Genomic DNA, 12176 nt, shown 5'->3' with positions numbered 1-12176 from the left:
TGATGTCCCATGGCCACCGCCTTCAGCGATCGCTTCAGTGTGCCACCCGCCAGCTCGCCGCCGCGGCAACGCGCGCGAACCGGTTGGCGTTGGAGAACGCGGAAAGCATGTTCGGGGTGCAGCTGAAGGCGATGGAGCGCAACCTGACCGCGACCGGCGGCTGGCTCGGCGAGCTGGCCCGCAGTGACGACGCGGCCGGGACGCTCTCCAAGGGTGCGCAGCTGTGGCAGGACAACCTGCAGCGGCTGGGCCAGGCCCAGCAGGACGTGGTCGGTCTCAGCCTGCAGGCCAGCAAGGCCTGGTCCGAACTGGTGCAGGGCTACAACGAATCAACGGCGGACGCGAACAACCACTGACGCGACGCAACGCTCATTGCGTGGGTCCCTCCCCCCACGCAATCCGGACCCGGCAGATCCCTCCCTCTGCCGGGTCTTTTTTTGCCTGGCGTTCGGATTCCAAAGCACTTCTTCGCCTGGACTCTCTGCGAGCTGAGGGGCCCCGCCGGGGTGGGCAGGGGTCTGGGCAAATGTCCCCCGGCGCCGGCCTGTGGCCGTCACCTCCTCCTTTACTTTGCCCAGACCCCTGCCCGCCCCGACGAGGCTCGGCGTGCGGTGAGTAGAGCGCAGCGCGCGGCAGCCTCTCAACGAGGCGCCGACGAACTCCGAACGCAGGGCGGAGGCCCTTGCGTACGAAGTAAAGGGGGAGGTGACGGCCAACGGCCGGCGCCGGAGGACATTCGTACGCAAGGGCATCCGCCCCGCGCCACGATGATTCAATCCGCCGCACGCGATGCAGAAACCGCTCAGCGCCCGCGACCACCGTGCCAATGCTGATGCCACGCCTGGAACATCAGCACGTTCCACAGGTGCGTGTGCCACTTGCGCTCACCACGCAGGAACGCCTCCCAGATACCGCGCACGCGCGCAACATCGAAGCAGCCCTGGTTGCGCAGCAGCTGCGGATCCAGCAGCGCCTCCGCCCAATCGCGCAGCGGGCCGGCCAACCAGCGCGCCATCGGCGGACCGAAACCGCGCTTGGGGCGGTACACCAGCGGTTCCGGCAGGTAGCGCGCCAGCAGGTGCTTGAGGATCCGCTTGTGCTCACCATCGTGGTACTTCAGGTGCTGCGGCAGGCGCCAGGCCAGGCGCACCACTTCCATGTCCAGCAACGGCGCACGCGTCTCCACGCCCGCCGCCATGCCCGCACGATCGACCTTGGCGAGGATGCCCTCGGCCAGATCCATGCGGAAATCCAACAGCTGGATGCGCGCCTCGGCCGGCAGCGCAGTGTCCTGCTGCTGGAAGATCGTCATCGGCTCACGTGCGCCCAGCACCACCTGCGCCGGCTGCCGCCAGCGGGTGACACGTTGCAGGTAATGCCCTTCCACATCGTTGGCGGCAACCTCGGCCACCAGCGCGCGCCAGCCACCAAGGCGCCCACGTTCGACGTTCATGCGGTTGCCGCTACGCCGGGCCAGGTCGCGCACCCAGTCCGGCAGGCCACCGCACAGCCGCGCATTGCGCAGCGCGCGGCCATAGCTGGGATGACCGAAGAACAGTTCATCGCCACCGTCACCGGTCAGCGCCACCGGCTTGCGCGCGCCCAGCAGTTCGCTGGCCAACAGGGTCGGCAGCTGCGAGGCGTCGGCGAACGGTTCGCACCAGACCTGCGGCAGGCGCTGCAGCAGGTCCAGGCCCTGGCGCGCGTCCATGCGGTGCAGGTGATGCTGCACGCCCAGGTGGCGTGCGACCTGCGTGGCCCAGTCGCTCTCATCGTGGCCCGGATCGTCGAAGCCCACCGTCCATGCCTCGATCGGCAGGGTCGATTGGGCCTGCATCATCGCCGTCACCAACGACGAATCGGTGCCGCCGGACAGGAACGCGCCGCAGGCCAGCGGCGAGTGCATGCGTGCGGCGATGGCCTTCTGCAACACCGCTTCCAGCTGGTCGGTGGCCTGTTCCAGGCTCGGCGCCGGCTGCAAGGGTTCCTGCAGCGCACTCTGCATCGCATCGCGTGCGCACCAGTAGCGCGCGCCCCCTTCCGCCGCCTGGCTGGAACCGCCGGCAGCGTGGTCATCCAGATCGACGCGCAGCACCGCGCCGGCCACCAGCTTGTGGATGCCGCGGTAGATGGTGTGCGGCGCCGGCACATAGTCGTGGCGCAGCAGCAGGCTCAGCGCATCCTGGTCGATGCTCGGCGCGAAGCCGGCGAAGGCCTGCAGCGCCTTCATTTCCGAGGCGAACAGGAACTGGCCCTGGAACCAGCCGTAATACAGCGGCCGCTCGCCCACCGGATCACGCGCCAGCCACAACTCACGCGATTCGCGGTCCCAAACACTGAAACCGAACGCGCCTTCGATACGCGACAGCGCCCGCTCTACGCCCCATTCAACGATCGCCTGCAGCAGCAGCCGGGCGTCACTGCAGCTGCGTGGCAGCTCGCGCAGCTGCGCCTGCAGGTCGGCGCGGTTGTACAGGCGGCCGTCCAGGCACAACACGTAACGGCCGCAGTCCGAGCTCAGCGGCTGCAGCGGGGTATCGGTCGGCGCCCGGCAATGGCCCAGCGCGAGGCCGGCCTCGGCGTCGGTCCAGTAACCGATGCGGCCCCGGCCACGCTGCTGCAGGGCGCGCAGCATCGGTGCCAGCTGCTGCAGCAGATGTTCGTCCTCGGCGGGCGGCAACCAGGCCCCGACCACGCCGCTCATCGGGCACCTCCGCAGCGGCAGCGGCGGGACGGGTTCAGCAGGCAGGGGGCGGCGAGCGACATGGGAACGGCACGCGGAGCGGAGGAGACTCCATGCTCGGCGCCCCACCTGCCCCGCGTCAGTCGCTTTGCTGTCAGCGATGGTCACAAGACGTATCACGAAGGTAACGTTTTGTAACGGCAACAAGCTATGCTGGACGCCAAGTTGTTGCCAGGCCTGAGGCCCGGCCCGAGCGCCAGCAACCCCGGCTGAATGGCGCCCGCCCCCGGGATCCGGGCGGCCCGCAGGCTGGGATAGCATCGCCGCGCTCGTGCCGTGGCGGTACGTTTGCGCCCACGGAGGCCTTGAAAATGCTGGATATCGTACTGGTTGAAGACGATGCCCGCCTGGGTACGATGGTCAGCGACTATCTGCAGCGGCATGGCTATCAGGTGGCCCATGAGCGCAGTGGTGAGCGCGCGGTGGCCCGGATCCTGGCCGAGAAGCCGGCCCTGGTCCTGCTCGATGTCGGCCTGCCCGACCAGGATGGTTTCGAAGTGTGTCGGCAGATCCGGCCCCACTATGACGGCATCATCTGTGTGCTGACCGCCCGCACCGACAACATCGACCAGGTGCTGGGACTGGAGCTGGGGGCCGACGATTACATCGGTAAACCCATCGAACCGCGGGTGCTGCTCGCCCGCCTGCGTGCCCACCTGCGCCGCCATCGCCGGGTCGAACCGCGCGACGGCAGCCTGCGCTTCGGCGAGCTGAACATCGACCCGTCCACCCGCAACGTGCACCTGCAGGGCGGCCTGCTGGAGCTGACCACGGCCGAGTTCGACCTGCTGTTCCTGCTGGCCAGCAACGCCGGCCAGATCCTGGACCGCGATGCGCTGCTGCGCGGCCTGCGTGGCATCGCCTTTGACGGCCTGGACCGTTCGATCGATGCGCGCATCTCGCGCCTGCGCCGCAAGCTGGGCGACAACCCTGAACAACCGGAGCGGATCAAGACCGTCCGTGGACGCGGCTACCTGTTCAGCCGCTCGGCATGGGGATGAAGCGCACGCACTCGGCGATGCGCGGCCACGCCTTCCACTTCCTGCGCTACGGCATCGGCTTCCTGGTCGCCCACCTGCTGCTGATCGTGCTGGGCCTGTGGGCCTGGGATGCGCTGCTGGAAGACCGCACCGAAGCCAGCCTGCTGGCCGAGATGCGTGGCACCCATGCGCTGCTGCAGCAACGCTTCGCGGAAACACCACGTGACCAGTGGCCGGCGCTGGCACGAGGGCTCGACGCCGACTTCGCCTATGCCCTGCGAATGGTGCCGCTGGCCGAGGCGGAGAAGGCGCTGTCGGCCAGCCAGCGACCGCCGTTCAACAACGGCCGTGTGCAGATCGACCTGGAACACATGCGCAGCCTGCAGCGGATCGGCGACAGCGACTATGCCGTGATGCTGGGGCCACTGGATGAAGCGTTGCCTGAGGAAGGCTGGCAGGACAGCGAAGTGTCCGGTGTGGCGATCCTGCTGCTGATCCTGATGGTGGCCGTGGCGCTGCCGATGTACGTAATGGTCTACCGCCTGTGGCGCGACGTCTCGCAGCTGGCCCAGGCCGCCCGGCAGATGCGCGATGGTCAGCTGGACACGCGTGCGCCGCGCGCCGGCACCGCGCTGGTGCGGCCGCTGGCCAATGCCTTCAACCACATGGCCGAGCAGCTGCAGCAGCTGCTGGAAAGCCAGCGCGTGCTGGCGCAGGCGGTGGCGCACGAAGTCCGCACGCCGTTGGCGCGGATGCGCTTCGGCCTGGCCGACCTGGAGGACACGGCACTCGACGAGATCCAGCGCGATGCGCTGGGTGGCCTGCGCACCGACGTCGATCGCCTGCAGCACCTCACCGATGCCGGCGTCGAATACGCCGCACTCGGTCGCTGCCATCAGCTGACCCGCCAGCGCCTGCAGCTGGCGGCACTGGTCCGTGGCGTGGTGGCCCAGTTCGCACCGCTGCCGCTGCCGGTACAGCAGGCGCTGTCGCCAGCAGGCCTGGTCAACGTCAACCGGCATATGCTGGAACTGGCGCTGCGCAACCTGCTCGGCAATGCCCTGCGTTACGCACGGCGGCAGATCCGTATCGCCAGCACGGTCAACGACGGCTGGCTGTGCCTGCAGGTGGAGGACGACGGCCCCGGCATTGCGCCCGAACTGCGCGGCCAGGTGCTGCAACCCTATGTGCGGCTGGACCCGGGCAGCCCCGGTTTCGGTCTCGGCCTGGCACTGGTGCAGGTGGTGGCCGACAAGCATGGCGGCCACGTTGAAGTGACCGATTCGGAGCTGGGCGGTGCCTGCATCCGCCTGCACCTGCCGCTGGAAAGCGGCGGTGCCGTGGAGAGCGAGACGACCTGCTAGGCCGCCGGTTCCGCGCGCGGCAGGGCAAACACGAACAGCGCGCCACGCTCACTGTCACGCAGTTCGATGCGGCGGCCATGCAGCTGCACGATCCGCTGCACGATCAGCAGGCCAAGCCCACCGTTCTCGCCACGCCGTGCGCCCAGCGCGGCCGGCGCCTGGAACAGCTGCGCACGCAACGCGGGAGCTACTCCGGGGCCATCGTCGGCAACGCTCACCTCAACGCTGTCCTGCGTCGCGCGCAGGCGCACCTCGATCTGGCCACCCTCGGGCGCATGCCGCAACGCGTTGTCGAGCAGATTGGTCAGCACGCGCTCGACCAGGCCCAGGTCAGCACGTACCAGCGGCAGGCCGGGCGGGAACTCGGCGTGCAGGCGCTGGTTGCGCGCCTGCGCGGCCAGCTCGAACTTCTGCAGTACGTCCTGCAGCAGTTCCGGCAGCGCGAACACTTCCCACTCCAGACGCACTTCGCCATGCTCCAGCCGCGCCAGCTCGAACAGCGCGCGCGCCAGCCGACCAACCTTGGCGCTCTGCGCCAGCGCGATACCGAGGTAACGGCGGCGCTCGTCCGGGGACAGCGTGGCGTCCTTCAGCGCCAGCGTTTCCAGGTAGCCGTGCAGCGACGACAACGGCGTGCGCAGATCATGCGAGATGTTGGCCACCAGTTCGCGCCGCTGCAGGTCCTGCTGGCGCAACTGCTGCCATTGCTCCCCCAGGCGCTGCGCCATCTGCGCATGCGCGTGTTCCAGGATCACCAGTTCATCGCGCTCACCGGGCCGCAGTGGCTCCGGCGGCGGCAGTGGGGTCGGCGCGTCGATGTCGAACGCCTGGATGCGTCGGGTCAGGCGCCGCAGCGGACGCGTCACCCAGTAGAACGCCACCAGCCCGGCCAGCAGGCCGAGGCTTCCGACCAGCATCACCGACCACCATGTGGTGTTCCACTGGCTGCCCGCCGCTAGGTCGTCGGCGAGCATCTGCCGGTGTTCGCCCACCAGCACCACGTACACATAACCGGCCTGGCGGCCCTGCACGATCAACGGTGCAGCACTGAACACCTTGCGGCCATCGGCGCTGCGCGGGTCATCGCCGAGGATCGGCAGTGGCGCACCAGCCAGCAGGCGGCGTAGCGGTGCCACGTCCACCTTGTTGCGCACCAGATGGCCGCTGGGCGCGTCGTGGCCGAGAATGCGGCCCTGGTCGTCCAGCAGGTAGACCTCGACGCTGGGATTGACCGCCATCAGCTGGCCGAACAGCGCACGCACCGCAGCATCGCGCATGCCGCTGGTGTCCATCAGTTCGCTGCGTTGGGCGATGTGTTCGGCCAGGCCCAGCGACAGCCGCTGCACCACTTCCTGCTCATGGCGGGTGTTGGCGCGCATCTGCAGTGCCAGCAACGCCATGCAGCACATCAGCATCAGCGCGGCGATCACCGCCGCCAGCTTCTGCCACAGATTGGGCTTGATCATGCCGCCGCCCCGGCCGGGTCGACCAGCTTGTAGCCGCGGCCCCACACCGTCAGCAGCCGCCGCGGGTTGGCCGGGTCCGGCTCGATCTTGCTGCGCAGGCGGTTGATATGGGTATTGACCGTATGCTCGTAACCATCGTGCTGGTAGCCCCAGACCTGGTTGAGCAGCTCCATACGCGCGAACACCTGGTCCGGATGACGGGCGAAGAACAGCAGCAGATCAAATTCGCGCGGCGTCAGCTCCAACGTATTGCCATCCACCGACGCGGTACGCGCGACCGGATCGAGTTGCAGCCCACCCAGCTCGATCGCGCCGGCATCGATGCGCGCGCTCTGCGCCATCGCCTCGGCGCGGCGCAGCAGCGCGCGCACCCGTGCCACCAGTTCCGGCATCGAAAAAGGTTTTGCCAGGTAATCGTCCGCGCCGAGTTCCAGGCCGACGATCCGCTGCGTTTCGCTGCCGCGCGCGCTGATGATGATGATCGGTACATAGCGCGCCATCGCGCGTGCACGCTGGCACACCTGCAGCCCATCCACGCCGGGCAGCATCACGTCCAGCACCAGTGCATCCCACGGGCCGTCCTGCTCGAGCAGGCGCAGGCCGGCATCGCCGCTGGCGGCATGGGCGACGTCGTAACCCTCATCGCCCAGATGCATGCGCAGCAGGTCGGCGATGTGGGCATCGTCTTCAACGATCAGCACGCGTTTGGTGGACATCGGCAGCTCGGGGCCAGTGGGGAGGCTGGCTGCATTGTGGCGCGGGACGGCCGCCGATACCTCACGAAAAATTGAATCCTGCGTGAGGATTCGTTGACCCGGGCGGGCGCAGCATGGCCCCGTCGCCCCTTCCCGGAGTCCGCCATGTCCCTCTCCCGCCGCCATCTGCTGGGCCTGGGCGGTGTTGCCACCGCCGCCGGCCTGCTCGGCTTGGGGGCCTGCAGCCGCGCCGCCCCGGCGGCCGCTGAAGCACGCCCGCCGCGACAGTTCGAGGTCATGCACAGCGATGCGCAGTGGCGCCAGCAACTGACCCCGGCGCAGTACGCGGTGCTGCGCCAGCAGGCCACCGAGCGCCCGTACAGCAGCCCACTCAACAAGGAACATCGGCAGGGCACTTTCGCCTGCGCCGGCTGTGCGCTGCCGCTGTTCTCCTCCTCCACCAAGTTCGAGAGCGGCACCGGCTGGCCCAGCTTCTGGGCACCGCTGCACAACGCCATCGGCGAAGACCGCGACGTCACCTTCGGGATGCTGCGGGTGGAGGTGCACTGCCGCCGCTGCGGCGGCCATCTCGGCCATGTGTTCAACGATGGACCACGCCCGACCGGGCTGCGCTACTGCATGAACGGTGCGGCGATGGTGTTCGTTCCCGGTGCCCCTACTGGCACTGCCGACGGCTGGCGGGTGCCGGTCGGTTCTTCCCCTGCTTCCGGAGCCTGACGATGCTGCTGTTGCTGCTTGCCTACCTCGGGGGCGCGCTGACCCTGCTCAGCCCCTGCATCCTGCCGGTGCTGCCGTTCGTGTTCGCGCGTGCCGATCGCCCGTTCCTGCGCAGCACGCTGCCGTTGCTGCTGGGCATGGCGCTCACCTTCACCGTGGTCGCCAGCCTGGCCGCGGTGGGCAGCCAATGGGTGGCGCATGCCAACCAGGTTGGACGCTGGATCGCCCTGCTGCTGATGGCGCTGTTCGCGGTCGCGCTGCTCTGGCCGCGGCTGGCCGACCATCTGCTGGCGCCGTTCCAGCGTGTGGGTGCACGCCTGAGCGCGCGTGCCGATGCCGCTGATGCTGCTGGGCATGGCGGCGCATGGACCTCGCTGTTGATCGGCATCGCCACCGGCCTGCTGTGGGCGCCGTGCGCCGGTCCAATCCTCGGCCTGGTGCTGACCGGTGCTGCCCTGCATGGCGCCAGCGTCGGTACCAGCAGCCTGCTGCTTGCCTATGCATTGGGTGCGATCACCGCGCTGGCGCTGGCGGTGTGGGTCGGCGGCCGCGTGTTCCGTGCGCTGCAGGCGCGGCTCGGCCTGGGTGACGTACTGCGCAAGGTGCTGGGCGTAGCCGCACTGCTGGCCGTGGTGGCGATCGGCCTGGGCTGGGACACTGGCCTGCTGACCCGTCTTTCGACGGTCAGCACCGCGCGCATCGAACAAAGCCTGCTCGACGCCGTGCCCGGTGCGCAGCCGGCGGCACCGCCGATGATGATGATGGCTGGCCCCAATGCGGGTGCAGATGCACCGCTGCCGGTGGAAGGCACCCTGCCCGCGCTGGATGGCGCCACCGGCTGGCTCAACAGCCCGCCGCTGAGTGCACAGCAGCTGCGCGGCAAGGTGGTGCTGATCGATTTCTGGACGTACTCCTGCATCAACTGCCTGCGCGCGATGCCGTTCGTGCACGAATGGGAACGTCGCTACCGTGACCATGGGCTGGTGGTGCTCGGCGTGCACACGCCGGAGTTCGCCTTCGAACGCAACCCGAGCAATGTGATGAAGGCGGTGCAGCAGCTGAAGGTCGAGTACCCGGTGGCGCTCGACAACCAGTACACGATCTGGCGCGCGTTCAACAACCGCTACTGGCCGGCGCAGTACTTCGTCGACGCGCAGGGCAATATCCGCGGCCATCAGTTCGGCGAGGGCAACTATGCGCGCTCGGAACAGATGATCCGTCGCCTGCTGACCGAAGCCGGGCAGACCAACCTGCCACCACCGGCCGATCCCGCTGCCGCCGACCTGAAGGGCGTGGCCGTGCAGGCCGACATGGGCAACCTGCGTTCGCCGGAAACCTACCTGGGCCACGCCCGCGCCGAGCAGTTCGCCTCGCCCGGCGGGCAGCGCAGCGACACCGCGTTCGACTACACGCTGCCCACCACTCTGGCGTTGAACCAATGGGGACTGTCCGGGCGCTGGACCGTCACCGACGAGGCCGCACAGCTGCAGCAGACCGGTGGCCGCATCGCCTTCCAGTTCCACGCACGTGACCTGCACCTGGTGCTGGCACCGAACGAGGACGGCAAGCCAGTGCGCTTCCGCGTCTGGCTGGACGGCAAGCCGCTGCCCGCCGCCGATGCCGGCAGCGATGTCGGCGCCGATGGCAGCGGCGTGGTCAACGAACACCGCTTGTACCAGCTGGTGCGCCAGCGCGGCGCGGTCGGCCCGCATCGCTTCGAGATCGAATTCCTCGATGCGGGCGTGCAGGCCTATGCCTTCACCTTCGGTTGAAACGGGAGCACACGATGAAACTCTCTTTTGAACAAGGTATCGCCGCCGGTGTCGCCGGCTTGGTAGCTGCTGCATTGATCGCTGGCGTGCTGCTGGTCGACCACGGCGCAGTCGCGGCACCGCTGGAAGCCAGCGCGCAGGCCAAGGCACTACCGGCGCCCAGCGGCGACGCCGCGTTCCGCGATGACGCCACCCATGCCAGCGTGGTGTTCGCCGGCGGTTGCTTCTGGGGCGTGCAGGGCGTGTTCCAGCACGTCAAGGGCGTGAGCAATGCGGTATCCGGCTACATCGGCGGCAGCGCGGCCAACGCGCGCTATGAGCGCGTCAGCGGTGGCCAGACCGGTCATGCCGAGGCGGTGAAGATCGACTACGACCCGCGCCAGGTCAGCTATGGCCAGCTGATGCAGGTGTTCTTCTCGGTGGTGCACGATCCGACCCAGCTCAATCGACAGGGGCCGGACCACGGCAGCCAATACCGCTCGGCGATCTTCAGTGATGACGCACGCCAGCAGGCGGCCAGCCGCGCCTACATCGCCCAGCTCGGCCAGGCCGGCAGCTACCGCGCACCGATCGTCACCCAGCTGGTCAGCGGCCAGCACTTCTACCCGGCCGAGAGCTACCACCAGAACTACATGACCAACTACCCGCAGGCGGCCTACATCCGCTACTACGACGCACCGAAGCTGGCGGCACTGGGCAAGCAGTTCCCGGCGCTGTACCGGCGCGACGCGGCACTGGTGCCGATGCGGTAACGACCCGGGTAGTGCCGGCCGCTGGCCGGCTCCTGCGGATCTGGGGATCGCCGGCCAGCGGCCGGTACCACCTCCAAAAAAAGACGCACGGCCATCCAGCCGTGCGCTTGGGAAGTATCGGCCGTGCCCCGATCAGGCCCGTCCGACAACGACATGCTAGGCTCGCCATCATCATGGGTACAGAACCAGATGGCGGGAAGTTCGATGGATACAGATAACCAGAGCGCGATGATCCCACCCCGCTACCAACGGCTGTCCGATGAACTGGCCGAAGCCATCCACGGCGGACGCCTTCCGGTCGGCAGCCGCCTGCCTTCACTGCGGCAGATGGCCCTGCAGCGAAGGCTCAGCCTGAACACGGTGATCGCGGCCTATCGCCAGCTGGAGGACGCCGGCCTGGTCATTCCGCGGCCCAAGGCCGGCTTCGAGGTGGCGCCGCGATTGTCGGTGCCAGAGCGTTCGCTGCGTGATACCCCGTCCGCACCCACCGCACCACTGCAGCAGGTGCTGATGGCGCGCGTGCTGGAGGCACAACGTCGCTCCGGAGTGATCGACCTGGCCTTCGCCGGTCCGCGCGGGCGCCAGTTCTATCCGGGCGCGCAGCTGGCCCGGCATACCGCGCAGGTGCTGCGGCACGGCCAGCAGACAGTGGAATCCTACGCGCGCCCGAACGGCTCCCCCAGGCTGCTGGCGCAGATCGTGCGTCGCGGTCCACGCATGGGCCTGCACACCCATAGCGAGCGGCTGCTGCTGACCCACGGCGCGATGGAGGCCCTGCAGCTGGCGTTGCGCGCGGTCACCCAGCCCGGCGACGCGGTCGGCATCGAGGCGCCGTCCTACTTCAACCTCTACCCCTTGCTGGCCAACCTCGGCCTGCAGGCCATCGAGCTGCCCACCCACCCGCAGCACGGGCTGGATGTCGACGCATTGGATGCGCTGCTGGAGCACACGCCGCTGGCCGCACTGGTGGTGATGCCGACCGTGCACAATCCGCTGGGCTGCACCATGCCGACACCCGCCAAGCAACGCCTGGCCGAACTGGTCAACGCGCGCCAGCTGCCGCTGATCGAAGATGCGGTGTACGCAGAACTGCAGTTCTGCGAGCCGCCGGCACCGCTGCTGAAGGCGTTTGATCGCGATGGCTGGGTGATGGTGGTCGGTGGTTTCTCCAAGACGCTGGCGCCGGATTACCGCATCGGTTGGCTGGACGGGGGGCGCTTCGCCGAGCGCATCGCACTGCTCAAGTTCCAGTCCACCGGTGGCGAACCGCAGCTGCTGGGCGATGCGGTGGCGGCGTATCTGGAAGCAGGCAGCTACGAACACCACCTGCATCGCATGCGCCGGCTGTACCGCGAACAGGTGGGACGGCTGCGCCAGCTGGTGGCCGAACACTTCCCGGCCGGCACCCGTGCCACCGAGCCGCAAGGCGGCTTCCTGCTGTGGCTCGAACTGCCGGGCGTGGATACGCGTGAGCTGTTCGAACGTGCGCTGGCAGAGGACATCGTGTTCATGCCCGGCCAGGTGTATTCACGTGGTGCGCGCTATCGCCACTGCCTGCGGCTGTCGTGCTGCCAGACGCTGGATGCGCGCTTCATCGGTGCGGTTGAGCGGCTCGGTGCGATCGCGAAGGAGCTGGCGGCTGCGGCACGGTAACGCCGGCCGCTGG

Annotated in this window: 9 protein-coding genes and 1 pseudogene; 7 read left to right on the top strand and 3 right to left on the bottom strand. The window is 68.5% G+C overall.

Annotated features, from left to right (window positions below):
• Positions 1-9: 9 nt before the first annotated feature.
• A pseudogene (locus tag N7573_RS08410) lies at positions 10-356 on the top strand (phasin family protein).
• Between the two features lie 446 nt (positions 357-802).
• On the opposite strand, the gene asnB reads toward N7573_RS08410, so the two are convergent.
• Positions 803-2704, bottom strand: coding sequence for an asparagine synthase (glutamine-hydrolyzing) (gene asnB, locus N7573_RS08405; protein ID WP_279913352.1), 1902 nt, complete (start codon positions 2702-2704; stop codon positions 803-805).
• Between the two features lie 350 nt (positions 2705-3054).
• Here asnB and N7573_RS08400 point away from each other — a divergent pair, with 350 nt between their 5' ends.
• Complete coding sequence (locus N7573_RS08400) at positions 3055-3744, top strand: winged helix-turn-helix domain-containing protein (protein WP_010484092.1); 690 nt, start codon at positions 3055-3057, stop codon at positions 3742-3744.
• Positions 3741-5087, top strand: a complete 1347-nt coding sequence (locus N7573_RS08395) for an ATP-binding protein (protein ID WP_121504808.1) — start codon at positions 3741-3743, stop codon at positions 5085-5087. Before N7573_RS08400 ends, N7573_RS08395 begins: the two co-directional genes overlap by 4 nt.
• Here N7573_RS08395 and N7573_RS08390 read toward each other — a convergent pair.
• On the bottom strand, positions 5084-6553 hold the full coding sequence (locus tag N7573_RS08390; protein ID WP_279913353.1) for a HAMP domain-containing sensor histidine kinase: 1470 nt from the start codon (positions 6551-6553) through the stop codon (positions 5084-5086). The two genes, N7573_RS08395 and N7573_RS08390, sit on opposite strands and share 4 nt — an antisense overlap.
• Positions 6550-7269 (bottom strand): response regulator transcription factor, encoded by a 720-nt coding sequence (locus tag N7573_RS08385; RefSeq protein WP_014645826.1) that lies wholly within the window; start codon positions 7267-7269, stop codon positions 6550-6552. Before N7573_RS08385 ends, N7573_RS08390 begins: the two co-directional genes overlap by 4 nt.
• A gap of 144 nt (positions 7270-7413) precedes the next feature.
• Between N7573_RS08385 and msrB the strand changes: the two genes are divergently transcribed.
• The 4 genes from msrB (at position 7414) to N7573_RS08365 (ending at position 12163) form a co-directional block, all read left to right on the top strand.
• Positions 7414-7986 carry a peptide-methionine (R)-S-oxide reductase MsrB gene (gene msrB / locus N7573_RS08380; protein ID WP_279913354.1) on the top strand — a complete coding sequence of 191 codons (573 nt, stop codon included), beginning with the start codon at positions 7414-7416 and terminating at the stop codon, positions 7984-7986.
• Between the two features lie 2 nt (positions 7987-7988).
• Entirely contained in the window at positions 7989-9758 is a 1770-nt protein-coding gene (locus tag N7573_RS08375) for a cytochrome c biogenesis protein DipZ (RefSeq protein ID WP_279913355.1), read from the top strand.
• 14 nt (positions 9759-9772) lie between these two features.
• The gene (msrA, locus tag N7573_RS08370) at positions 9773-10510 is read left to right on the top strand and encodes a peptide-methionine (S)-S-oxide reductase MsrA (RefSeq protein WP_197585374.1); all 738 of its coding nucleotides are present in this window, start codon (positions 9773-9775) and stop codon (positions 10508-10510) included.
• A 204-nt stretch (positions 10511-10714) separates the two neighbouring features.
• The gene (locus N7573_RS08365) at positions 10715-12163 is read left to right on the top strand and encodes a PLP-dependent aminotransferase family protein (protein ID WP_032127957.1); all 1449 of its coding nucleotides are present in this window, start codon (positions 10715-10717) and stop codon (positions 12161-12163) included.
• Positions 12164-12176: the final 13 nt, after the last annotated feature.

Source organism: Stenotrophomonas sp. GD04054, from assembly GCF_029836955.1.
Classification (GTDB): Bacteria; Pseudomonadota; Gammaproteobacteria; order Xanthomonadales; family Xanthomonadaceae; genus Stenotrophomonas; species Stenotrophomonas maltophilia_A.
Note: the sequence above shows the minus strand (reverse complement) of the source record. Positions and strands in the feature narration are given on the sequence as shown.